The organism is Pseudomonas marginalis, from assembly GCF_024169655.1.
GTDB lineage: Bacteria > Pseudomonadota > Gammaproteobacteria > Pseudomonadales > Pseudomonadaceae > Aquipseudomonas > Aquipseudomonas paraveronii.
Genome location: NZ_JALJWV010000001.1, coordinates 861,174 through 883,129, shown reverse-complemented (window position 1 = coordinate 883,129; position 21,956 = coordinate 861,174). Strand labels below are relative to the sequence as shown.

The window sequence follows — 21,956 nt, the reverse complement described above, 5'->3', positions numbered from 1 at the left end:
CGACTTGCCCCCGATGAAGGCGACTCGGTCTCAGGTAATCGGCGCCGGATTGAACAACGTAATGTCGTTATGCAGCTTGTGCTGCTCCGCCCACGTCTGCTTCCTGCCGCTGGCCACATCCAGGTAGAAGTGAAACAACTCCCACCCCAACTCCTCAATGGTCGCGCGCCCGGTGGCGATGCGCCCGGCGTCGATATCGATCAGGTCCGGCCAGCGCTGCGCCAGCTCCGTGCGGGTCGAGACCTTCACCACCGGCGCCATCGCCAGCCCGTAAGGCGTGCCGCGCCCGGTGGTGAACACATGCAGGTTCATCCCCGCCGCCAGTTGCAAGGTGCCGCACACGAAGTCGCTGGCGGGCGTGGCGCAAAAGATCAGGCCTTTGCCCTTGAAGCGCTCACCCGGGCCGAGCACCCCGTTGATCGCGCTGCTGCCGGACTTGACGATGGAGCCCAGAGACTTCTCGACAATATTCGACAACCCGCCCTTCTTGTTCCCCGGCGTGGTGTTGGCACTGCGATCCGCCTCGCCCTTGGCCAGATAACGGTCGTACCAGTCCATTTCCCGTACCAGTTCCTCGGCGACTTCCTTGGTTTGCGCACGAGAAGTCAGCAGGTAGATGGCATCACGCACCTCGGTAACTTCGGAAAACATCACCGTCGCCCCCGCCCGCAACAACAAGTCCGAGGCGAAGCCCAGCGCCGGGTTGGCGGTGATGCCGGAAAACGCATCGCTGCCGCCACACTGCATGCCCAGGATCAGCTCGGACGCCGGCACGGTTTCCCGGCGGCGCTGGTCGAGTTTCTTCAGGCGCACCTCAGCCAGGGCCATGATCTGCTCGATCATCTCGCTAAACCCGTGGCTGGAATCCTGCAGCCGATACAGCCACGGCTCGCTCAGGTCGACGGAACTGTCGTTGTCGTGCATCACCTGCCCGGCCTGCAATTTCTCGCAGCCCAGGCTGATCACCAGGGCTTCGCCCCCCAGGTTCGGGTTGCGCGCCAGGTTGCGCACGGTGCGGATCGGGATATACGCATCCGTCGCGGTGATCGCCACCCCGCAGCCGTAGCTGTGGGTCAGCGCCACCACGTCATCGACATGCGGGTACTTGGGCAGCAATTCGTCCTTGATGCGCTTGACCGCATGGTCCAGCACACCGGCGACGCACTGCACCGTGGTGGTGATGCCGAGGATATTGCGCGTGCCGACCGTACCGTCGGCATTGCGATAGCCCTCGAAGGTAAACCCTTCCAGCGGCGCCTGGGCCTCAGGCACCTCGGTAGACAGCGGCAAGCTGTCCAACGGCGGCGCGGTGGGCATGCGCAGTTGATCTTCCTGCACCCAACTGCCGCGTGGGATCGGCGCCAGGGCGTAACCGATGGTTTGGCCGTAGCGAATAATCCGGCCGCCTTCGGGGATATCTTCGAGGGTCACTTTGTGGCTTTGCGGAATGAAATCCACGGTCACCAGACCGTCCGGGAACTCGGTCCCGGCCGGTACACCCTGGTCATTGACCACGATCACCACGTTGTCGCGCTCGTGCAAACGAATCGAGCGCGGCGAGTCGGCATGTTCAATCAACTGCATCACACGGCCCCTTCAGGAATGCGCTTGGGTAAGGTGGGTCAACTCAGGCCCTTGGCTTGGCGGCTCTTTGAGCACCACGCGTTTGATCGGGCCGACAATCACCAGGTAACTGAACACCGCCACCAGCGCATTCGCGCCGACAAACACCAGCGCCCATTTGAACGAACCGGTGGTGCTGATGATGTAGCCGATGACAATCGGCGTGGTGATCGACGCCAGGTTACCGAAGGTGTTGAACAGGCCGCCACTGAGGCCAGCGATTTGTTTCGGCGACGTGTCGGACACCACCGCCCAACCCAGTGCGCCAACGCCTTTGCCGAAGAAGGCCAAGGCCATGAAGCCCACCACCATCCACTCGATATCCACATAGTTGCAGGCCACGATGCTGCTGGAGATCAGCAGGCCGCCAATGATCGGCGCCTTGCGGGCGAAGGTCAGGGAATGGCCTTTGCGCAGCAGGTAGTCGGATATCACCCCGCCCAACACACCGCCGATAAACCCGCAGATCGCTGGCAACGAGGCAATGAAACCGGCCTTGAGAATGGTCATGCCACGGTCCTGCACTAGGTACACCGGGAACCAGGTCAGGAAGAAGTACGTGATGCCGTTGATGCAGTACTGGCCCAGGTACACGCCGAGCATCATGCGGTTGGTCAGCAACTGGCGGATGTAATCCCACTTCGGGCCGTCGGTTTTCTTACCCTTGCCCTTGTCCTGATCCATATCGACCAACGCACCGTTGGCCGCGATGTGATTGAACTCGGCTTCGTTGATCATCGGGTGCTGGCGCGGGCTGTGGATAACTTTCAGCCAGATCAGTGAGAAAACAACGCCGATCACGCCCATCACGATAAACACGTGCTGCCAGCCGAAGCTGTAGACGATCCAGCCCATCAGCGGCGCGAACAGCACCGTGGCGAAGTACTGCGCCGAGTTGAAGATCGCCGAGGCCGTACCGCGTTCGGCGGTGGGGAACCAGGCGGCCACAATCCGTGCATTGCCCGGGAAGGACGGCGCTTCGGCCAGGCCGACCATAAAGCGCAGCATAAACAGCGCCACGACCGCCGTGGAGATACCGAACTCACCGACGTAGCCTTGCAGCACGGTGAACAGTGACCAGGTGAAAATGCTCAGGGCATAGATTTTTTTCGAGCCGAACCGATCGAGCAGCCAGCCGCCGGGAATTTGCCCGGCCACGTAGGCCCAACCGAATGCAGAGAAGATGTAACCGAGGGTGACCGCGTCGATGCCGAGGTCTTTTTGCAGGCTGGAACCCGCGATCGCGATGGTGGCCCGGTCGGCGTAATTGATCGTAGTCACCAGGAACAGCATGAGCAGGATCAAATAGCGGACATGGGTCGGCTTGGTCGCTTGCATGTAGAAGTACTCCCACTAATTATTTTTTTTTGCGGGTGATATTTATGTGTTGCCGGACGCCGCCCCTGTAGGAGCGAGCTTGCTCGCGAAAAACTCAAAGGCACCGCGCGCGCCCTGAATGCCTGCGTATTCGTTGAGATTTTTCGCGAGCAAGCTCGCTCCTACAGTGTTACGAGCCGATGTAGCTGGTTTTCACCACGGTGTAGAACTCTTGCGCATAGCGACCTTGCTCACGCGAACCATAGGACGAGCCCTTACGGCCGCCGAACGGAACGTGATAGTCCACACCAGCCGTCGGCAGGTTGACCATCACCATCCCGGCCTGGGAGTGGCGCTTGAAGTGGTTGGCGTATTTCAGCGAGGTGGTGGCGATGCCCGCCGACAAACCGAACTCGGTGTCGTTGGCCATGGCCAGCGCCGCCTCGTAGTCCGCCACGCGCACCACGTTGGCCACCGGGCCGAAGATCTCTTCGCGGCTGATCCGCATGGCGGCTTCGCTGTCGGCAAACAGCGTCGGCGCCAGGTAGTAGCCCTCGGTGTCGCAGGTCACCAGGCCGCCGCCACTCACCAGCCGCGCACCTTCACTCTGGCCGATGTCGATGTATTTCAAATCCTGATCCAACTGGGCTTGGGAGACGACCGGGCCGATGTCGGTGCCGCTTTTCAACGCGTGGCCGACCTTGATCGACTGCATGCGCTCGGCCATGGCCGCGACGAACTGGTCATGAATGCCGGCCGTCACGATCAAGCGGCTGGAGGCGGTGCAACGTTGGCCGGTGGAATAGAACGCGCTCTGCACCGATAACTCGACGGCCTGTTTGAGGTCGGCGTCATCGAGAATGATCTGCGGGTTCTTGCCGCCCATTTCCAACTGCACCTTGGCTTGGCGCGAGACACAGCTGACCGCGATCTGACGCCCCACACCGACCGAGCCGGTGAAGCTGATGCCGTCGACTTTCGGGCTGTTGACCAACACCTCGCCGACCACACGCCCGCTGCCCATCACCAGGTTGAACACACCGGCGGGGAAACCGGCGCGGGAGATGATTTCCGCCAGGGCCCAGGCGCAGCCCGGCACCAGCTCCGCCGGCTTGATCACCACGCAGTTGCCGTAGGCCAGGGCCGGGGCGATTTTCCACGCGGGGATGGCAATCGGGAAGTTCCACGGGGTGATCAGGCCGACCACGCCGAGGGCTTCGCGGGTGACTTCGACATTGACGCCCGGTCGCACCGACGGCACGTAGTCGCCGGACAGGCGCAGGCACTCACCGGCGAAGAACTTGAAAATATTCCCGGCGCGGGTCACTTCGCCAATGGCTTCAGGCAGGGTCTTGCCCTCTTCCCGAGCCAGCAGCGTGCCAAGCTCTTCGCGGCGGGCGAGGATTTCGCTGCCGACTTTATCCAGCGCGTCGTGGCGGGCCTGGATGCCGGAAGTCGACCAGGCCGGGAACGCGGCGCGGGCGGCATCGATAGCGGCGTTGACCTGGGCGACATCCGCCTTGGCATATTCGCCGACGACATCGGACAACTCCGACGGGTTGAGGTTGACGCAATAATCAGCGCCGGCCACCCATTGGCCGTTGATGTAGTTCTCAAAACGTTTGGCTTGGGACACGAATCTTCTCCTGACGCAAAAGGCCGCTGATTGCTCAGCGGCCTTATAGATAAGTTATTGCGGACCTTGCTTGTCGATCAGCGCGGCCAGGGCTTCATATTCTTCCGGCAGCAGGTCGGTCAGAGGCGTGCGTACCGGGCCTGCGTCGTAGCCGACGATTTTGGCGCCGGCCTTGACGATGCTCACCGCATAGCCGGCCTTGCGGTTGCGGATGTCCAGGTACGGCAGGAAGAAGTCATCGATGATCTTGCCAACAGTGGCGTGATCGTCACGGGCGATGGCGTGATAGAAGTCCATCGCGGTTTTCGGGATGAAGTTGAACACCGCCGAGGAGTACACCGGCACGCCCAGGGCCTTGTAGGCAGCGGCGTAAACCTCTGCAGTCGGCAAGCCACCCAGGTAGCTGAAACGGTCGCCCAGACGACGGCGGATCGACACCATCAATTCGATGTCACCCAGGCCGTCCTTGTAGCCGATCAGGTTCGGGCAACGTTCGGCCAGGCGCTCCAGCAAGGGTGCAGTCAGGCGGCAGACGTTGCGGTTGTAGACAACCACGCCGATCTTGACCGACTTGCACACCGCTTCCACGTGGGCGGCAACCCCGTCCTGGCTGGCTTCGGTCAGGTAGTGCGGCAGCAGCAGCAAGCCTTTGGCACCGAGGCGCTCGGCTTCCTGAGCGTATTCGATGGCCTGACGGGTCGAACCGCCGACACCGGCGAGGATCGGCACGCTGGTGGCGCAGGTATCCACTGCCGTCTTCACAACCTGGGAATATTCACTGGCGGCCAGGGAGAAAAACTCACCGGTGCCGCCGGCAGCGAACAGCGCCGTGGCACCGTAGGGGGCCAGCCACTCCAGACGTTTGATATAGCCGGCCTGGTGAAAATCACCCTGGGCGTTGAAATCGGTCACGGGGAAAGACAGCAGACCGTGGGAGAGGATGGACTTCAGTTCTTGTGGATTCATTATTCGAACACCCTGGGCAAAGACTTTCTGGCGAAAGGTTGTTGTTGGTTTTGCTTATGTCATACGTCATCGTACAACTATAAAATATTTCGTCAACTGCAATTCATCGGCCATCAGCACACTGGATGCGGCGCACCTGTGCCGTGCGGGCCTTGGCCACCCTCAAGGCGCGGTTGTAGGTGCCGGATCTGAAGGCGACACAAGGACGTAAATGACCAGTACTGGACAAGTGATTGGCGGGGGGGCGTTCGGACTTGCTGCTGAAGGATCACAAACCCAATACGCCCGCGTGAGCCGTACCGTTTATCGTGACTGTTATTTTTAACAGTTATGCCGATGCTCAACGAAGGGGATAACGCTGCAAAGGAGCCAGGCTCTCTGGTTTCCGTGCAAAGGAGCACTCAATCATGACCATTGAAGCCCCGAGCCTTGCCGGCGGCGCCTCTTCTAGCACCGCTCAAGTCAGCCTGGCAAGCGGCGCACGAATAGAGTTTTCCATCCCCGAACTCAATGAGGTTCCCGCAAGCGCTCAGGTATCTATCATCGTCGGACCGGACCCCGAGTCCCCGGAAGCCGAAGGCAAGAAAAAGAACGCCGGACAGTACGACCCCGACACGGAAGACTACGTGAAAGAACGAAATCTCACGGTCGATATTTCTTCCGACAGCTTGAAGACATTCATCAACCAAACGGTGGAGGTGCGATACGCGATAAGCGGCGAATCGGGGAGATCCTATTCTGAGCCGCTCAGCATAAAAGTCTTGCCGTGACGCAGGCTGCATCGCTCTCGTCGTGGGCACAAAACACGCCGCTCACGGCAGTTTCCGTATGACGGTCAAAGCGGATCAATCAGAACGCCAACTTCCAACACTGAGGTGTAAAGGCCATGAAATACGACCTCAACATGCCGGACGGCCAAAAAAAGCAGATCACCTTCGATGGCGTGATTTACAAGGGAGATATTCTCAAATTTGAAGGTGCCGATACCCAATACGAGGTGATTAACCGCTTTCTCAGCGTCCCGTTCGATCTTGACGAACCCATCACCGATGTGGTGCTCGAGGTCGAGATCTACTCTTAACCCCGCTGCGCCTCTGCTTCTTCGTGAGCATGGCGCAGCCGCTCGCGACTGTTGGTCAGATGCAAGCGCATCGCCGCCCGCGCCGCATCCGAATCCTGGCGCGCGATCGCTTCATAGATTTCTTCGTGTTCGCGGCTCAAGCGCTTCATGTAGTGCTGCTGGTCGTCATGGGCCAGGCGCGCCGAGTTCAGGCGGGTTCGCGGAATGATGCTGGTGCCCAGGTGCGTCATGATGTCGGTGAAGTAGCGGTTGCCGGTGGACAGGGCAATCTGCAGGTGGAACTGGAAGTCCGACGCTACCGCATCGCCAGCATGGGCGGCGCTTTCATTCAAGGCGTCGAGGGCGGCTCGCATGCCGGCCAGTTGTTCGTCGCTGCGGCGCAACGCGGCCAGGCCCGCAGACTCCACTTCCAGGCTGATACGCAGTTCCAGGATCGCCAGCACGTCACGCAGGGTCACGACGGTGGCCGGGTCGATGCGAAAGCCGCTGGGGCTTGGCGTATCCAACACAAAGGTGCCGATACCGTGGCGGGTTTCCACCTGCCCCGCCGCCTGCAAGCGCGAGATGGCTTCACGCACCACCGTGCGGCTGACGCCATGGGCCTCCATGATCGCCGATTCGGTGGGCAATTTGTCGCCACGCTTGAGTTGGCCGTCGCGGATCTGCTCGGACAACACCGTGACCAATTCCTGGGCAAGGCTGCGGCGCTTGCGGGGAAAACGCGGGGCGGTGTTGGTGTTTTCCATGTTGGGTCATCTTTCTCGGTGAACTGAACACGCATCATAGCCCATGGCGGTTGTACGATCACCGTCCCCGGCATGTCTTTCATCTACGACGACCAGGCAAAAAAATGCCCCGGCAACCGCCGAGGCATTTTTCAGGCTCGCCCGAAGGCAACAGCCGCTTACTTCACCACTTTCAGACTGGGCCGGCCGCTTGGACGCGGTGGCTCGGTATCCGGTGGTGGCACTTCATCGTCGTCTTCCCCTTCGATCGCGTCGTCATCCTCGAAAGGCGACTCCAGATCGAACACCATGCCTTGACCATTTTCCCGGGCGTAAATCCCGAGGATGGCGCCAATCGGCACGTACAGCGTATGCGGCACACCGCCGAAACGCCCTTCGAAGCTGACGGCTTCGTTGTCCATGTGCAGGTGGCGCACCGCACTCGGCGATACGTTCAGCACAATCTGCCCGTCACTGGCAAAACCCTGCGGAACCTGAACCGCAGGAAACTCGGAATTGACCAGCATGTGCGGGGTGCAATCGTTGTCCACAATCCACTCATAGAGCGCGCGAACCAGGTAGGGTCGACTGGAGTTCATCAACGGCTCCTTAAGCCTTAGCGCATATCGCGCTCGACACCAGACAGACTCGTCTGGAAAGCCTCACGCGCAAACTGGCGCTCCATGTAATCAAGCAGCGGCTTGGCCGGCCGCGGCAGTTCAATGCCCAAAATCGGCAAGCGCCAGAGTATGGGTAATAGGCAGCAATCCACCAAGCTTTGTTCCTCGCTGAGGAAAAAAGGCTTGTCGGCGAACAGTGGCGAAACACCCGTCAGGCTCTCGCGCAATTCCTTGCGCGCCACGACACGGGCCGCCTCTTTGCTGCGCGAATCCAGAATCAAATCCACCAGCCCACACCAGTCGCGCTGAATCCGATGGATCAGCAGGCGGCTGTTGGCACGCGCCACCGGGTACACCGGCAGCAAAGGCGGATGCGGGTAACGCTCATCCAGATATTCCATCACCACGGTTGACTCCCACAACGCCAGGTCACGATCGACCAGGGTGGGCAAGCTGCCGTAAGGGTTCACTTCGATCAGTTTCGGCGGGTGACGACCCACCTCCACACTGATGATCTCGGCGCTGACACCCTTCTCTGCGAGCACGATGCGTACTCGGTGGGAATAGTGGTCGGCGGGGTCGGAGTAACAGGCCAACCGATTGGTCACGCCCATGGCGGTCCTCCTCGCTTGTTGAAATTATCGAAAGCTCAAAAACGAGCGCGCCCAGAGAGCATCTCAGTAGTACCTGATGACCAGGTCGCTACGGGTTAGAGATGCCGCTGGGCGCGCAAGATTAACAGCAATTGCTTACGGTTGGATCAATGCACATCCTTCCAGTATTCGCGCTTGAGCAGATAAGCGAATACGAAGAAGAAAGCCAGGTACAGCAAGACATACGTACCAATGCGCTGGTGCTGCAGTTTGACCGGGTTGGCCGAGTAGGCCAGGAAGGTCACGAGATTCTTGACCTTCTCGTCGAACTGCTCTTCGTTCAGCGCGCCGGACTTGGGCACGATGGTCAGTTGATCGCACGCTTCATGTGTCAGCGGCGTGCCGGTCAACGGGTCAAATTGCTTCTTGCCGCCATCGACTACCTGAACCTGCTTGCATCCTATCACTTGGCGGCCCTGCAGGCCGACCAGAACGTTAGGCATACCGACGTTCGGGAACACCACGTTGTTCACGCCCCATGGACGTGCAGGGTCTTCATAGAAGGATTTCAGATAGCCGTAGAGCCAATCGGTGCCGCGAACCCGCGCCACCAGGGTCAGGTCGGGCGGCGCAGCGCCGAACCAGGCCTTGGCGTCCGCCGTTTGCATGCCGATGTTCATGTGGTCGCCAATCTTGGCGCCGGTGAACACCAGCTTGTCGAGCATCACCTCGTGCGGGATGCCCAGGTCATCGGCAACACGCTCGTAACGCTGGAACTTGGCGCTGTGGCAACCCATGCAATAGTTGGCAAACGTGCGAGCGCCGTCCTGCATGGCCGCTTTGTCAGACACGTCGATAGCGACTTTTTCCAACTCGGGGCCTTGCTCGGAAGCGAAGGACAGTAGCGGCAGCGCCGCAAGCATCAATGCAACGAATAATTTTTTCATCAGCCAGTCACCCTTTCCGGAACCGGTTTGGTCTTCTCTAGCCGGGTATAGAACGGCATCAGAATGAAGTAGGCGAAGTACAGGAAGGTGCAGACCTGCGACAGCAACGTGCGCTCAGGAGTCGGCGCCAGTACACCCAGTACACCCAGGATCACGAACGCAATGCAGAACACCCACAGCCAGATCTTGCTCAGCCAGCCCTTGTAGCGCATGGACTTGACCGGGCTTCGGTCGAGCCACGGCAGCACGAACAGCACCGCGATGGCCGCGCCCATGGCGATCACGCCCATGAGCTTGTCGGGGATCGCCCGCAAGATCGCGTAGAACGGCGTGAAGTACCAGACCGGGGCAATATGCACAGGCGTCTTGAAGGCGTTGGCCTGTTCGAAGTTAGGTTTTTCCAGGAAATAACCACCCATCTCCGGGAAAAAGAACACGATCGAGCAGAACACGAACAGGAACACGACGACACCGACGATATCTTTTACGGTGTAGTACGGGTGGAACGGAATGCCATCCAGCGGGATGCCGTTCTCGTCCTTGTGCTTCTTGATGTCCACACCATCGGGGTTGTTCGAACCCACTTCGTGCAGCGCCAGGATGTGCAGCACCACCAAACCGAGAATCACGATCGGCAAGGCCACCACGTGCAAGGCGAAGAAGCGGTTCAGGGTGATGCCCGAAATCAGGTAGTCACCACGAATCCACTGGGTCAGGTCGTTGCCGATCACCGGGATCGCGCCGAACAGCGAGATGATCACCTGGGCGCCCCAGTACGACATCTGGCCCCAAGGCAGCAGGTAGCCCATGAAGGCTTCAGCCATCAGCGCCAGGTAGATCAGCATGCCGAACACCCACACCAGCTCACGCGGCTTCTGGTACGAACCGTAGAGCAAACCACGGAACATATGCAGGTAGACCACGATGAAGAACGCCGAGGCGCCGGTGGAGTGCAGCAGGCGCAGGATCGAGCCGTACTCGACGTCACGCATGATGTATTCGACGGAAGCGAACGCCTCCTCCGCCGACGGGGTGTAGCTCATGGTCAGCCAGACGCCAGTGACGATCTGATTGACCAGCACCAGCAGTGCCAGGGAGCCGAAGAAGTAGAAGAAGTTGAAGTTTTTTGGCGCGTAATACTTGCTGAGATGGTCTTCCCACATTTTGGTGGCGGGGAAGCGCGCATCGACCCAATCCATGAACTTACTCATCACGCGTTCTCCTTATCGAGGCCAATGACAATGATGTCGTCAGATTCGTAGTTATGCGGAGGCACGGGCAGGTTCAGTGGAGCAGGTTGCGATTTGTAGACGCGGCCGGCCAGGTCGTAGTGCGAACCGTGGCAGGGGCAGAAATAGCCGCCGACCCAATCCTTGCCCAGGTCGACTGGCGCCACTTCGGGGCGGAAAGTAGGTGAGCATCCCAAGTGGGTACACAGACCGACCAGCAGCAGAATCTCTGGCTTGATCGAACGTGCTTCGTTTTTGGCGTAGGCGGGTTGGTCGGAAAACTCAGATTTTGGGTCAGACAACTGGCCTTCGATCTTTTTCAGATTTCCCAGGATTTCCTCCGTTCGACGAACAATGAAGACCGGCTGACCGCGCCACTCAGCAATCATCTGCTGGCCTGGTTCAATCTTGCCAATATTCACTTTCACCGGTGCACCTGCGGCTTTCGCCTTGGCACTGGGAAACCATGACCCCACGAACGGGACCGCAGCCCCCACCGCTCCTGCAGCACCCACCACGGATGTGGCTGCTACCAAGAAGCGACGCCGGCCTGCATTCACGCCGTCATTGCTCATTCAGTCCTCTCCCATCAGCTTTTTGGCCTGTTAAATCAGGCGTCTACTAAGTATTAAATCTGAACTTATAAAAATTTTGCCGAATGGTAATGAAAAGCCCCACCCCTGACAAGGGAATTACCCGGAGCTCTAGCTCCAAGCCTTGTAGTATAGGGGGTCTACGGCTGTGGCAAGTTGTCACGCCGAAATTTATACATAAATCGCAGGCAATAAAAAACGCCCAGCTCCGTGAGGAGGCTGGGCGTTTTTGTGGAACGTAAAGCGAATTAACGCTTCGAGTACTGCGGACGCTTACGCGCTTTACGCAGACCGACTTTCTTACGTTCAACTTCACGGGCATCACGAGTCACGAAGCCAGCTTTGCGCAGAGCGCCACGCAGGGTTTCGTCGTACTGCATCAGAGCGCGAGTGATACCGTGGCGGATTGCGCCAGCTTGACCACTTACACCGCCACCGATAACGGTGACGTAGATGTCGAACTTTTCAACGGTCTCGGTCAGTTCCAGCGGCTGACGAACTACCATACGGGCAGTTTCGCGGCCGAAGAAATTTTCCAGAGTGCGGTTGTTGATCGAGATATTACCAGTGCCCGGACGCAGGAAAACGCGTGCGGTTGCGGTTTTGCGACGGCCAGTGCCGTAATTTTGAGTCGCCGACATAATGAACTATTCCGTTAAAACTTCAGTTCTTGGGGCTGCTGAGCAGCATGAGGGTGAGCAGCGCCCGCATAGACTTTCAGCTTGCGAAACATATCGCGACCCAGTGGGCCCTTCGGCAGCATGCCTTTAACCGCGATTTCAATCGGGGCCTCAGGCTTCTTGGCGATCAGACCTTCGAAATTAGAAGACTTGATGCCGCCTGGGAAACCGGAGTGACGGTAGTACATTTTGTCTTGCGCTTTGTTGCCGGTAACACGTACCTGCTCAGCGTTGATGATCACGATGTAGTCACCGGTGTCAACGTGAGGGGTGTATTCAGGCTTGTGCTTGCCACGCAGACGGCTGGCGACTTCAGTGGCCAGACGACCCAGAGTCTGACCAGCGGCGTCGACGACAAACCAGTCGCGCTGAACTGTTTCCGGTTTTGCAGTAAAAGTTGTCATTCTTTAATAGCCTCAGGGGCCGCCCTGTAAATTAGACGGCGGATCTTACTGAATAGTGCGTACTTTGACAAGTCAAAGGCAGCCGGATACAGACGCTATCGGGGGCTCGGGTCGGCGCGTCCGTTCAACGGCAAGATTCTTCGGCAGGCGGCGCATCACTTCCACTGCAGAAAGAGGTGGGCAATTATGCAGATTGCGAAAAAAAATTCAACCTGCTTTTATGATTGTTTTCCCCAAAGGAGCATCCGATGGATTATCGACAGCTGGGCCGTACCGATCTGAACGTAAGCGCGATAGCCTTGGGCACCATGACCTGGGGCGAGCAGAACAGCGAGGCAGAGGCCTTCGCACAGATCGAACGGGCCAAGGCCGCGGGGATCAACTTCCTCGACACGGCAGAAATGTATCCGGTACCGCCCAAGGCCGATACCTATGCCACCACCGAGCGTTACATCGGTAATTACTTCAAAAGCCACGGCGACCGGGCCGACTGGATTCTCGCCAGCAAGATCGCCGGCCCCGGCAATACCATCGATTACATCCGCGGCGGCCACCCGCGCCACAACCGCAAGCACATCGTCGACGCCCTGGATGCCAGCCTCAAGCGCCTGCAGACCGACTGGATCGACCTCTACCAGTTGCATTGGCCGGAGCGCAGCACCAACTTCTTCGGCCAGTTGGGCTACAAGCACAAGGACGAAGACGACCTGACGCCGCTGGAGGAAACCCTCGAAGCGCTCGACGCGCAAGTGAAGGCCGGCAAGATCCGCCACATCGGCCTGTCCAACGAAACACCATGGGGCACCATGAAATTCCTCGCCCTGGCCGAAGCCCGTGGCTGGACCCGCGCAGTGTCGATCCAGAACCCCTACAACCTGCTCAACCGCAGCTTTGAAGTGGGCCTGGCGGAAATCGCGATTCGCGAACAGTGTGGCTTGCTGGCTTATTCGCCCCTGGCGTTCGGCATGCTCAGCGGCAAATACGAAGGCGGCGCACGCCCGGCAAAAGCCCGCCTGACGGAATACAGCCGCTTCAGCCGCTACTTCAACCCGCAGTCGGAAGCGGCGTGCAGCCGTTATGTGGCACTGGCCCGCGAACACGGCCTGGACCCGGCGCAGATGGCGTTGGCGTTCGTTACGCAGCAGGCGTTCGTGACCAGCAACATCATTGGTGCGACGACGCTTGAGCAACTGGACAGCAACCTTGCCAGCGCTGACCTGAAACTGTCGAAAGAGGTGCTGGAGGGGATTGAGGCGATTCAGAAGGATCATCCTAATCCAGCACCTTGATTGATCTCTAGACCGCTATCGGGGGCAAGCCCCCTCCCACAGTTGACCGAGTTCACAAGTCTAAGTGTGGAAGGGGGCTTGCCCCCGATGAGGCCCTCAGCCACACCACCGGAATCAAAGCGCCCGCGCAATAATCTCCTTCATGATCTCGTTGGTCCCCGCATAAATCCGCTGCACCCGCGCATCCGCCCAGGCGCGGGCGATCGGGTATTCCCACATGAAGCCGTAGCCGCCATGCAATTGCACGCACTCGTCGAGCACCTTGCATTGCAGGTCCGTGGCCCAGTACTTGGCCATCGCGGCGGTGGGCACGTCGAGCTTGCCCTCCAGGTGCAACGCCAGGCATTTGTCGACGAACACGCGGCCGATCTGGATCTCGGTGGCCATCTCCGCCAATTTGAAGCGGGTGTTCTGGAAATCGGCAATCGCCTTGCCAAACGCCTTGCGCTCACGGGTGTAGTCGAGCGTCCATTGCAACGCCGCTTCGGCTGACGACAGCGCACCAATCGCCACGGTCAGGCGCTCCTGAGGCAACTCCTGCATCAAATAGGCAAAGCCCATGCCCGCCTGGCCCAGCAGGTTTTCCTTGGGTACACGGACATCCTGGAAGAACAACTCAGAGGTGTCCTGGGCCTTCATGCCGACTTTCTCCAGGCGCTTGCCCTTGTCGAAGCCCGGCGTGGCGGCCTCCACCAGGAACAGGCTGGTGCCCTTGGCGCCGGCCTTGGGGTCGGTCTTGGCGACCACGATCACCAGATCGGCGAGAAAGCCGTTGGTGATGAAGGTCTTGGAGCCGTTGATCACATACTCATCGCCGTCCAGCACCGCAGTGGTCTTGACCCCTTGCAGGTCGGAACCGGCGCCCGGCTCGGTCATGGCGATGGCCGTGACCTTCTCGCCGGAGATCAATTGGGGCAGGTATTTGTGCTTCAACGCCTCACTGCCGTAATGCAGGATGTACGGCGCGACAATGTCCGAATGCAGGGAGAAACCGATGCCGGTCAGGCCCAGGCGGCTGATTTCTTCGATCACCACCGCGCTGTAGAGAAAGTCCGCGCCCAGGCCGCCGTACTCCTCCGGCAGATGGGAACACAACATCCCCGCCTCGCCGGCCTTGTTCCACAGCGCGCGGTCGATATAGCCCTGCTTCTCCCATTGCGCATGGAACGGCGCGGCGTCTTTTTCAAGGAAGGTGCGCACGCTCTGGCGGAAGAGCTCGTGTTCCGGGCTGAACAAGGTTCTGGGGATCATGGGTCACCTGCGTGGATTGTCGGACAAAGACGAACCACAGAGCCTATGCCCCGACGACGTCACGGGACACTGGACACATGCGACAAAAAATAAGACGATCCAGCCGTCTGGTGACCACTTTCCCCTATAAGAATAAATGAAATTATGTCTAACCAAATCTCCACGCCCCTGCGGCGCGTCAGCATTTTGGCCATTGATCGGGTGTTCGCGTCCACCCTCATGCAAGCCAAGGATTTCTTCCATCTCGCCAGCCTGCGTTACGGCAAACAACAAGGCCTGGGCCTGACCCCCGCGTTCGAAACCCGCCTGGTCAGCCCCGACGGGCAATCGGCGCACAGCTTCAGTGACGTGATCATACCGATGGACGGCGGGCTGGAAGACGCCGACATCATCGTGCTACCGGCCTTCTGGGATGACTTCGACGCCCTGTGTACGCGTTACCCGCAAGTGCTGCCGTGGCTGCGTGAACAGCACGCCCGCGGCGCCGTAGTCTGCGGCGTAGCCAACGGGGTGTTCTGGCTGGCCGAAGCCGGGCTACTCGATGGGAAGGAGGCGACGACCTACTGGCGCTTCTTCAATGCTTTCAGCGAGCGCTTCCCCAAGGTCCAACTTAACCAGGACAAGCACCTCACCGACGCCGACAACCTGTACTGCGCCGGCGGTACCACCTCGGCCTGCGACCTCTACATTTATTTGATCGAACGCTTCTGCGGCGCCAATATCGCCCAGGCCGTGGCCCGCGACATTCTTTACGAAGTGCAGCGTAGCTACTCGCCGGGACGGATCGGTTTCGGTGGGCAGAAGCTGCACCAGGACGTGATCATCCTGCAAATCCAACACTGGCTCGAAGAGCATTTCGCCGACAAGTTCCGCTTCGAGGACGTCGCCCGGGAACACGGCATGAGCATCCGCAACTTCATGCGCCGCTTCCAGACCGCCACCGGCGACAAACCGCTGCATTACCTGCAACGGCTGCGGATCGAGACGGCGAAAGGACTGCTTTCGGGCAGCCGCAAGAGCATCAAGACCATCAGTTATGAGGTGGGTTACGACGATGCGAGCTTCTTTGCGCGGCTGTTCAGGCAGCACACCGAGCTATCGCCGAACCAGTACCGCCAGCAGTTCCAGCAAGCCGCGTAATCAGGGCTGTACTAGGACCAAATGTGGGAGGGAGCTTGCTCCCGATAGCCGTGTATCAGTCAGTACATCTGGCACTGATACACCGCTATCGGGGGCAAGCCCCCTCCCACACTTTTTACTGCGTCGTGCTTAGGGTTTGTGCGCCCGCGACAGGAACTCGTGGGATTGCATTTCCAGCAAGCGGCTCAGGGTGCGCTGGAATTCGAAGTTCAAGCGACCGCCGGTGTAGAGGTCCTTGAGCTCGACTTCCGCCGAGATGATCAACTTGACGTTGCGGTCATAGAACTCGTCGACCATGTTGATAAAGCGGCGCGCGATGTCGTCGGTGGTGACGCTCATCTGCTCCACGCCACTGAGGATCACGGCGTGGAAGATCTTGCCCAGTTCGATGTAGTCGTTCTGGCTGCGCGGGCCGTCGCACAGTTCACGGAAGTCGAACCACGCCACGTCATCGCAGGTGCGCAAGGCGATGATTTCGCGGTTTTCGATGATCAACTTGTCGTTTTCCACCGCCTGGGTACATTCCGGCGTGAGGGCGCGGAAACTTTTGCGCAGGCTTTCTTGCGCCGCGTCGTTGAGCGGGAAGTGGAACAACTCCGCTTGCTCCAGGTGCCGCAGGCGGTAATCGACGCCACTGTCGACGTTGACGATCTCGGTGTTCTGCTTGATCAGCGCAATGGCCGGCAGGAAGCGCGCGCGTTGCAGGCCATCCTTGTACAGGCCATCGGGCACGATGTTCGAGGTGGCAACCAGGGTCACGCCGTTCTTGAACAGCTCTTCCATCAGGGTGCCGAGGATCATGGCGTCGGTGATGTCGGAGACGAAGAACTCATCGAAACAGATCACCCGCGCTTCTGCGGAGAACCGCTTGGCGATGATGGTCAGCGGGTTTTTCTCGCCCGGCAGGGTTTTCATCTCTTCGTGGACGCGCTTCATGAAGCGGTGGAAGTGCGTGCGGACCTTTTCCTTGAACGGCAGCGCTTCGAAGAAGGTGTCCACCAGGTAGGTCTTGCCGCGACCGACGCCGCCCCAGAAATACAGGCCCTTGACCGGCGTGTAGCCTTTCTTGCCAAACAACTTGCCGAACACCCCGGGTTTGCTCTGCGAGGCCGCGACCAGGTCTTCGTACAGGCGTTGCAAATGACGCACCGCCGTTTCCTGGGCCGCATCGTGGAAGAATTCAGGGCGTTTCAGATCAGCTTGATATCGTTCTAGGGGCGTCATAATTTCGTTAGCAAGGCAACAAAAACGGGCCGTCACTGTAACGACGGCCCCGGATAATGGCAATCAACCCTTGGTCGGGTTAATCCTCGAGGGGGGTCAACGCGACGCGCAGGGCTTCAATGGCGGCATCACGCGACGCGGCATCGGCGAACGTAGCGCTGTCGGCCACTGCGGCGGCGTCCAGCCATACACTGAAGCTCAGGGCATCAGTGCGCACGTCCAGCGCGGCGCCGCTTTGCAATTGCTTGGTCACCGCGCCAGCCGCTTTGCCGTCGGCAAAATTGCGCGACAACAGCAGTTGCTCGCCATCGGCCGCCAACAGGCGGAAGCGGAAGCTGCCGTCGTCTTCGCGAAAGCTCACGAAGCGCGCAGCTTTGGCGGCCTTTTTCTTGGTGCTGACTGGCGCTGCAGCCTGGTTGACGAACGAACGCAGGCCCACCGCCTCACGTAGTTCGGCGAGGAACGGCGCGGCCACGGCGCGGGCTTTCTTGGCGCCGATCAGCAGCAGGTCTTCCATGTCCGCCGGGCGCGACATCAATTGGTGGTAACGCTCGCGGGCTTCACCCAGTTGACCGTCCAGCAGTTGGAACAGACGGTTCTTCGCCTCGCCCCAGCCCAGGCCTTGCAACAACTCGGCGCGGAATTCCTGTTCCTGGGCCTTGCTGGCAAACGCCTGGTACAGGGTGAACAGGTGCGAATTGTCCGGGTCCTTGGCTTCACCGGGCGCGCGGGAGTCGGTGACGATCCGCGAGATCGCGTCTTTCATGTCCTTGGCGCTGCTGAACAACGGGATGGTGTTGTCGTAGCTCTTCGACATCTTGCGACCGTCCAGGCCCGGCAAGGTGGCGACGCTTTCTTCGATCAACGCCTCGGGCATGGTGAAGAATTCTTTACCGTTGCCGAACAGGTGGTTGAAGCGCTGGCCGATGTCGCGGGCCATTTCCACGTGCTGGATCTGGTCGCGACCCACCGGCACCTTGTGCGCGTTGAACATCAAAATGTCCGCTGCCATCAGCACCGGGTAGCTGTACAGGCCCATGGTGATGCCGGCATCCGGGTCTTCGCCGTTTTCCACGTTCTTGTCCACCGACGCCTTGTAGGCATGGGCGCGGTTGAGCAGGCCCTTGGCGGCGACGCAAGTCAGCAGCCAGGTCAGCTCGGGGATCTCGGGGATGTCGGACTGGCGATAGAACGTCACCCGATTCACATCCAGGCCACCGGCCAGCCAGGTCGCGGCGATTTCCATGCGCGAGCGCTGGATGCGCTGCGGGTCATCGCACTTGATCAGGGCGTGGTAGTCGGCCAGGAAGTAGAAGGAGTCGGCATTGGCGTCCTGACTGGCCAGGATCGCCGGGCGGATCGCCCCGGCGTAGTTGCCCAGGTGCGGCGTGCCGGTGGTGGTGATGCCGGTGAGGATACGGGTACGAGTCGTCATGGGTAATCGCTTATCAGACTGCTATCAATTCGAGAGGCGCGGCAGCACCAGATCCTTCAGATCGGTCAGCTTGCCATGAAAAAAGTGTCCGCATTCTGCCACTTTCAGCAGCTCATGGGGGCGTTTCAGGGCGGCGGACCAGTCATAGACCCGTTGCGGGTCGACGACTTCGTCGGTTTCCGGCTGGATCAGGGTCAGCGGGCAGTTCTGGGGCAGCACGTCGGTATCGCCCAGACGCATCACCGCAGCGGCGACCATGAACAGGTGCGCGAGCTTTTCGCCCTTGGCTTCCAGACGGCCGCCGAGGCTGGCGGCAACATAGCCACCAAAGGAAAAACCGAGCAAGGTGATGGGCAGGTCGGGGTGTTTTTTGCGCAGCCAGGTGGCGGCCGCTTCGGCATCGTCCACTTCACCGCTGGCCATATCATGGGTGCCAGCGCTGGCACCGACGCCACGGTAATTGAAACGCAGCGTGATCAAACCGGCATCGCGCGCGGTGCGTTGCAGGGTCGAAACGACTTTATTGAGCATCGTCCCACCCTGCACCGGATTCGGATGGCAGATCAGCGCCAGCCCACGTGGTTCGGGGTTATCGAGGTACAGGGCTTCCAATTGGCCTACCGGGCCATCGATCAAAACAGGGGTTTCACGCATGAGCAAGGAATGAACTCCGTGACCTCTCAAAGGGTCGACTCGTCTAGCTAAAAGTCTGTGCATGGCATCATTGCGAGCTTAATCGCGGTATACAGCGCAGGTCCGAGCCGTTAACGTAAAGCAAAGCCGTTTATAGAGGAAGGACTCGTGGAACACTCGCTCTTAGTTTGGTTGTTGCCGACTCTTGCCCTGGTTGCCGGTGTCGCCATTGGATTCCTGGTTGCTCGCTTGCTGCCGAATGCCGCGCCTAACCGCACGCAGCGTCAGTTGGATGACATTCAGGAACGTTTTGACAGTTATCAGAACGAGGTTGTTACCCACTTCAACAGCACCGCGACCCTGGTCAAGAAGCTCACCCAGAGCTACCAGGAAGTACAGGATCACCTCGCCGATGGCGCCAACCGCCTGGCGCTCGACGACATCACCCGTCAGCGCCTGCTGGCCGCGCTGCACTCCGATGCACCGCAAACCCCACGGGATCGCCTGACCCCGCCACGGGAAAACCAGGAGCCGCCACGGGACTACGCGCCAAAAACGCCGAACGCCCCAGGCATGCTGGATGAGCATTACGGCTTGAAGAAGTAAGTCTTTTCAGGCGCTGTAAAAAAAGCCCGGCTGATCGATGATCAGCCGGGCTTTTTGTTGGGCCTCAATCTCCAGACCAGCGGGGATGCCATTGTGGGAGGGGGCTTGCTCCCGATAGCGGCGGATCAGTTGATACATAGGCTGACTGACACACTGCTATCGGGAGCAAGCGCCCTCCCACACTGACCGAGTCCGGCCTCAGGAGACGGGTTGTTCTTGCAGGCGACCGCTTTCGATCCGCACATGCCGCCCATGGAAGCGCTTGAGACTGCTGCGATGGCCGACGCTGACGATGCTCAGCCCCGGCAGTTCGTCGATCAACGCCTGGTACAACGTCGCCTCATCCTCTTCGTCCATGGCCGAGGTCGCTTCGTCCATGTACAGCCACTGCGGCGCGAATAGCAGCGCGCGGGCAAACGCCAGGCGCTGCTGCTCGCCCGGCGAGAGCATGCGTTGCCAGTGGTTGGCTTCCTCCAGCCGAGCGACCAGGTGCGGCAAACGGCAGGTTTGCAGGACCTGTGCATAACGTTCGTCCAGGTACACACCGTCGTCCTGTGGATAACTCAACACGGCCTTCAACGTGCCAATCGGCAGATACGGCTTCTGCGGCAGGAACAGGTAGCGCGCCGCCGGCAGGCGAATGCTGCCGTGGCCCGCCGGCCACAGTTGGCCCATGGCACGCAGCAACGTACTTTTACCGCTGCCGGAACGCCCGCTGAGCATCAGGCGCTGGCCCGGCTCGACGACCATGTCGGCGCCGGCGAGCAAGTGGCGGCCATCGGCCAGATCCATGCCGAGCTTCTCTACCACCAGGCGCTCGCCTTCCGGGCGCACGTCGATGGCTGCGGGGCGCTGCTCGTTATCGCTCATGGCCTGCTGGAAACTCAGTAGACGATCACTGGTCGCACGCCAACTGGCCAGCTCCGTGTACGCGCTGATAAACCAGCTGAAGTTCTCCTGGACGTTGCCGAACGCCGAGTTGATTTGCATCAGCTCGCCCAGCTCGATCTTGCCGGTGAAGTAGCGCGGCGCGGCGACGATGAACGGGAAGATGATTGCGATCTGGCTGTAGCCGGCGGTGAAGAAGGTCAGGCGCTTGGACACTTTCATGATGTCCCAGAAGTTATGCCAGACCCGGCCGAAGCGTTGGCTCAAACGGCGATTTTCGTTGGGCTCGCCGTTGTACAAGGCGATGCTCTCGGCATTCTCGCGCACCCGGACCATCGAGAAGCGCAAATCCGCCTCGAAGCGTTGTTGTTGATTGCTCAGCCCGATCAAGCGACGCCCGATCAGGTGCGTCAGCCAACTGCCCACGGCGGCGTAGAGCAATGCACACCAGAACATATAGCCGGGGATGGTGAAGCCAAACACTTCGATACTGCCCGACACGCCCCACAGGATGATCGAAAACGACACCAGGCTGACCACATTACGCAGCAGGCCCAGGCCGAGGCTCAAACTGCTGGAGGTGAAGTTATTGAGGTCTTCGGAGATCCGCTGGTCCGGGTTATCGGTATAACCGCCCTGCTCCAGTTGGTAGTAGTTTTTGTCGCTGAGCCAGCGCGCAAAGTATTTTTCGGTCAACCAGGCCCGCCAGCGGATGGTCAGCATCTGGGTCAGGTACAAGCGATAAACCGCACCGAGGATCGCCACCGCAGCGATGCCGCCGAAATAGCCGATCAGTTGCCAGAAGGCCGCTGTGTCTTTATGTTCCAGGGCGTTGTAGAAATCCTTGTACCAGTGGTTGATCCACACGGAGATCGCGACGCTGAACAGCGACAAACCAATCACCGCCAACAACAGCAACCATGCCTTGCCCTTTTCTTCACTGCGCCAATAGGGCGTGATCATCGCCCAGGTGCGGCGAAAAAAGTGCCCACGCACCGCGTCGTTGACCGCGGAATACTCAGCGTTCTGGTTCATCGTTCAGGCTCGATAGGAAATAGGTGACACGCGTTTGAACC

23 protein-coding genes are annotated in these 21,956 nt (G+C 59.7%); 5 read left to right on the top strand and 18 right to left on the bottom strand.

Annotated features, from left to right (window positions below; genetic code table 11):
* Positions 1-30: 30 nt before the first annotated feature.
* The 4 genes from garD to kdgD all read right to left on the bottom strand — a co-directional run bounded on the left by garD (position 31) and on the right by kdgD (position 5,542).
* Positions 31-1,584 (bottom strand): galactarate dehydratase, encoded by a 1,554-nt coding sequence (gene garD, locus J2Y83_RS03880; protein WP_253393402.1) that lies wholly within the window; start codon positions 1,582-1,584, stop codon positions 31-33.
* A 12-nt stretch (positions 1,585-1,596) separates the two neighbouring features.
* Complete coding sequence (locus J2Y83_RS03875; protein WP_253393401.1) at positions 1,597-2,961, bottom strand: MFS transporter; 1,365 nt, start codon at positions 2,959-2,961, stop codon at positions 1,597-1,599.
* Between the two features lie 169 nt (positions 2,962-3,130).
* On the bottom strand, positions 3,131-4,576 hold the full coding sequence (locus tag J2Y83_RS03870) for an aldehyde dehydrogenase family protein (RefSeq protein WP_253393400.1): 1,446 nt from the start codon (positions 4,574-4,576) through the stop codon (positions 3,131-3,133).
* A 54-nt stretch (positions 4,577-4,630) separates the two neighbouring features.
* On the bottom strand, positions 4,631-5,542 hold the full coding sequence (gene kdgD / locus J2Y83_RS03865; RefSeq protein WP_017845414.1) for a 5-dehydro-4-deoxyglucarate dehydratase: 912 nt from the start codon (positions 5,540-5,542) through the stop codon (positions 4,631-4,633).
* A gap of 407 nt (positions 5,543-5,949) precedes the next feature.
* Between kdgD and J2Y83_RS03860 the strand changes: the two genes are divergently transcribed.
* Positions 5,950-6,312, top strand: coding sequence for a hypothetical protein (locus tag J2Y83_RS03860; RefSeq protein WP_253393399.1), 363 nt, complete (start codon positions 5,950-5,952; stop codon positions 6,310-6,312).
* A 116-nt stretch (positions 6,313-6,428) separates the two neighbouring features.
* Positions 6,429-6,623, top strand: a complete 195-nt coding sequence (locus J2Y83_RS03855; RefSeq protein WP_253393398.1) for a hypothetical protein — start codon at positions 6,429-6,431, stop codon at positions 6,621-6,623.
* Here the strand turns inward: J2Y83_RS03855 and J2Y83_RS03850 are convergent.
* The 8 genes from J2Y83_RS03850 to rplM form a co-directional block, all read right to left on the bottom strand.
* On the bottom strand, positions 6,620-7,369 hold the full coding sequence (locus J2Y83_RS03850) for a FadR/GntR family transcriptional regulator (protein WP_253393397.1): 750 nt from the start codon (positions 7,367-7,369) through the stop codon (positions 6,620-6,622). The genes J2Y83_RS03855 and J2Y83_RS03850 overlap by 4 nt on opposite strands.
* A 158-nt stretch (positions 7,370-7,527) precedes the next feature.
* The gene (locus J2Y83_RS03845; protein WP_247395489.1) at positions 7,528-7,947 is read right to left on the bottom strand and encodes a ClpXP protease specificity-enhancing factor; all 420 of its coding nucleotides are present in this window, start codon (positions 7,945-7,947) and stop codon (positions 7,528-7,530) included.
* A 17-nt stretch (positions 7,948-7,964) separates the two neighbouring features.
* Positions 7,965-8,582: a glutathione S-transferase N-terminal domain-containing protein gene (locus J2Y83_RS03840; RefSeq protein ID WP_247395490.1), complete on the bottom strand. Its 618-nt coding sequence runs from the start codon at positions 8,580-8,582 to the stop codon at positions 7,965-7,967.
* 146 nt (positions 8,583-8,728) lie between these two features.
* Positions 8,729-9,508 carry a cytochrome c1 gene (locus J2Y83_RS03835; protein WP_253393396.1) on the bottom strand — a complete coding sequence of 260 codons (780 nt, stop codon included), beginning with the start codon at positions 9,506-9,508 and terminating at the stop codon, positions 8,729-8,731.
* Positions 9,508-10,719 carry a cytochrome b gene (locus J2Y83_RS03830; RefSeq protein WP_017845421.1) on the bottom strand — a complete coding sequence of 404 codons (1,212 nt, stop codon included), beginning with the start codon at positions 10,717-10,719 and terminating at the stop codon, positions 9,508-9,510. Before J2Y83_RS03830 ends, J2Y83_RS03835 begins: the two co-directional genes overlap by 1 nt.
* On the bottom strand, positions 10,719-11,312 hold the full coding sequence (petA, locus tag J2Y83_RS03825) for a ubiquinol-cytochrome c reductase iron-sulfur subunit (protein WP_247395492.1): 594 nt from the start codon (positions 11,310-11,312) through the stop codon (positions 10,719-10,721). Before petA ends, J2Y83_RS03830 begins: the two co-directional genes overlap by 1 nt.
* Before the next feature lie 266 nt (positions 11,313-11,578).
* Positions 11,579-11,971 (bottom strand): 30S ribosomal protein S9, encoded by a 393-nt coding sequence (rpsI, locus tag J2Y83_RS03820; RefSeq protein ID WP_003216038.1) that lies wholly within the window; start codon positions 11,969-11,971, stop codon positions 11,579-11,581.
* A 14-nt stretch (positions 11,972-11,985) separates the two neighbouring features.
* Positions 11,986-12,414: a 50S ribosomal protein L13 gene (rplM, locus tag J2Y83_RS03815; protein ID WP_010568039.1), complete on the bottom strand. Its 429-nt coding sequence runs from the start codon at positions 12,412-12,414 to the stop codon at positions 11,986-11,988.
* 248 nt (positions 12,415-12,662) lie between these two features.
* On the opposite strand from rplM, the gene J2Y83_RS03810 reads away from it, so the two are divergent.
* Positions 12,663-13,703 carry an NADP(H)-dependent aldo-keto reductase gene (locus J2Y83_RS03810; protein WP_253393395.1) on the top strand — a complete coding sequence of 347 codons (1,041 nt, stop codon included), beginning with the start codon at positions 12,663-12,665 and terminating at the stop codon, positions 13,701-13,703.
* 114 nt (positions 13,704-13,817) lie between these two features.
* On the opposite strand, the gene J2Y83_RS03805 is transcribed toward J2Y83_RS03810, so the two are convergent.
* Positions 13,818-14,954 (bottom strand): acyl-CoA dehydrogenase family protein, encoded by a 1,137-nt coding sequence (locus tag J2Y83_RS03805; RefSeq protein ID WP_253393394.1) that lies wholly within the window; start codon positions 14,952-14,954, stop codon positions 13,818-13,820.
* A gap of 219 nt (positions 14,955-15,173) precedes the next feature.
* Here J2Y83_RS03805 and J2Y83_RS03800 point away from each other — a divergent pair, with 219 nt between their 5' ends.
* The gene (locus J2Y83_RS03800; RefSeq protein WP_253400340.1) at positions 15,174-16,094 is read left to right on the top strand and encodes a GlxA family transcriptional regulator; all 921 of its coding nucleotides are present in this window, start codon (positions 15,174-15,176) and stop codon (positions 16,092-16,094) included.
* 129 nt (positions 16,095-16,223) lie between these two features.
* Here the strand turns inward: J2Y83_RS03800 and zapE are convergent, their stop codons facing one another.
* From zapE to J2Y83_RS03785, 3 genes are all read right to left on the bottom strand, one after another.
* On the bottom strand, positions 16,224-17,318 hold the full coding sequence (gene zapE, locus J2Y83_RS03795; RefSeq protein ID WP_253393393.1) for a cell division protein ZapE: 1,095 nt from the start codon (positions 17,316-17,318) through the stop codon (positions 16,224-16,226).
* A gap of 79 nt (positions 17,319-17,397) precedes the next feature.
* Entirely contained in the window at positions 17,398-18,753 is a 1,356-nt protein-coding gene (locus tag J2Y83_RS03790) for a tryptophan--tRNA ligase (RefSeq protein WP_253393392.1), read from the bottom strand.
* Positions 18,754-18,777: 24 nt separating this feature from the next.
* Complete coding sequence (locus tag J2Y83_RS03785) at positions 18,778-19,407, bottom strand: alpha/beta hydrolase (RefSeq protein ID WP_247395537.1); 630 nt, start codon at positions 19,405-19,407, stop codon at positions 18,778-18,780.
* Positions 19,408-19,554: 147 nt separating this feature from the next.
* On the opposite strand from J2Y83_RS03785, the gene J2Y83_RS03780 reads away from it, so the two are divergent.
* Entirely contained in the window at positions 19,555-19,992 is a 438-nt protein-coding gene (locus J2Y83_RS03780) for a YhcB family protein (RefSeq protein WP_247395497.1), read from the top strand.
* A gap of 6 nt (positions 19,993-19,998) precedes the next feature.
* Here the strand turns inward: J2Y83_RS03780 and J2Y83_RS29550 are convergent, their stop codons facing one another.
* Together J2Y83_RS29550 and J2Y83_RS03775 are read right to left on the bottom strand one after the other, a co-directional pair.
* Positions 19,999-20,130, bottom strand: coding sequence for a hypothetical protein (locus J2Y83_RS29550; RefSeq protein ID WP_276196507.1), 132 nt, complete (start codon positions 20,128-20,130; stop codon positions 19,999-20,001).
* 60 nt (positions 20,131-20,190) lie between these two features.
* Positions 20,191-21,915: an ABC transporter ATP-binding protein/permease gene (locus J2Y83_RS03775; RefSeq protein ID WP_253393391.1), complete on the bottom strand. Its 1,725-nt coding sequence runs from the start codon at positions 21,913-21,915 to the stop codon at positions 20,191-20,193.
* Between the last annotated feature and the right edge of the window lie 41 nt (positions 21,916-21,956).

Bases quoted from the DNA above. Each gene is read 5' to 3' on its own strand.
- garD (WP_253393402.1), bottom strand. From the start codon at position 1,584: ATGCAGTTGATTGAACATGCCGACTCGCCGCGCTCGATTCGTTTGCAC.
- J2Y83_RS03875 (WP_253393401.1), bottom strand. From the start codon at position 2,961: ATGCAAGCGACCAAGCCGACCCATGTCCGCTATTTGATCCTGCTCATG.
- kdgD (WP_017845414.1), bottom strand. From the start codon at position 5,542: ATGAATCCACAAGAACTGAAGTCCATCCTCTCCCACGGTCTGCTGTCT.
- J2Y83_RS03860 (WP_253393399.1), top strand. From the start codon at position 5,950: ATGACCATTGAAGCCCCGAGCCTTGCCGGCGGCGCCTCTTCTAGCACC.
- J2Y83_RS03855 (WP_253393398.1), top strand. From the start codon at position 6,429: ATGAAATACGACCTCAACATGCCGGACGGCCAAAAAAAGCAGATCACC.
- J2Y83_RS03850 (WP_253393397.1), bottom strand. From the start codon at position 7,369: ATGGAAAACACCAACACCGCCCCGCGTTTTCCCCGCAAGCGCCGCAGC.
- J2Y83_RS03845 (WP_247395489.1), bottom strand. From the start codon at position 7,947: ATGAACTCCAGTCGACCCTACCTGGTTCGCGCGCTCTATGAGTGGATT.
- J2Y83_RS03840 (WP_247395490.1), bottom strand. From the start codon at position 8,582: ATGGGCGTGACCAATCGGTTGGCCTGTTACTCCGACCCCGCCGACCAC.
- J2Y83_RS03835 (WP_253393396.1), bottom strand. From the start codon at position 9,508: ATGAAAAAATTATTCGTTGCATTGATGCTTGCGGCGCTGCCGCTACTG.
- J2Y83_RS03830 (WP_017845421.1), bottom strand. From the start codon at position 10,719: ATGAGTAAGTTCATGGATTGGGTCGATGCGCGCTTCCCCGCCACCAAA.
- petA (WP_247395492.1), bottom strand. From the start codon at position 11,312: ATGAGCAATGACGGCGTGAATGCAGGCCGGCGTCGCTTCTTGGTAGCA.
- rpsI (WP_003216038.1), bottom strand. From the start codon at position 11,971: ATGTCGGCGACTCAAAATTACGGCACTGGCCGTCGCAAAACCGCAACC.
- rplM (WP_010568039.1), bottom strand. From the start codon at position 12,414: ATGACAACTTTTACTGCAAAACCGGAAACAGTTCAGCGCGACTGGTTT.
- J2Y83_RS03810 (WP_253393395.1), top strand. From the start codon at position 12,663: ATGGATTATCGACAGCTGGGCCGTACCGATCTGAACGTAAGCGCGATA.
- J2Y83_RS03805 (WP_253393394.1), bottom strand. From the start codon at position 14,954: ATGATCCCCAGAACCTTGTTCAGCCCGGAACACGAGCTCTTCCGCCAG.
- J2Y83_RS03800 (WP_253400340.1), top strand. From the start codon at position 15,174: ATGCAAGCCAAGGATTTCTTCCATCTCGCCAGCCTGCGTTACGGCAAA.
- zapE (WP_253393393.1), bottom strand. From the start codon at position 17,318: ATGACGCCCCTAGAACGATATCAAGCTGATCTGAAACGCCCTGAATTC.
- J2Y83_RS03790 (WP_253393392.1), bottom strand. From the start codon at position 18,753: ATGACGACTCGTACCCGTATCCTCACCGGCATCACCACCACCGGCACG.
- J2Y83_RS03785 (WP_247395537.1), bottom strand. From the start codon at position 19,407: ATGCGTGAAACCCCTGTTTTGATCGATGGCCCGGTAGGCCAATTGGAA.
- J2Y83_RS29550 (WP_276196507.1), bottom strand. From the start codon at position 20,130: ATGTATCAACTGATCCGCCGCTATCGGGAGCAAGCCCCCTCCCACAAT.
- J2Y83_RS03775 (WP_253393391.1), bottom strand. From the start codon at position 21,915: ATGAACCAGAACGCTGAGTATTCCGCGGTCAACGACGCGGTGCGTGGG.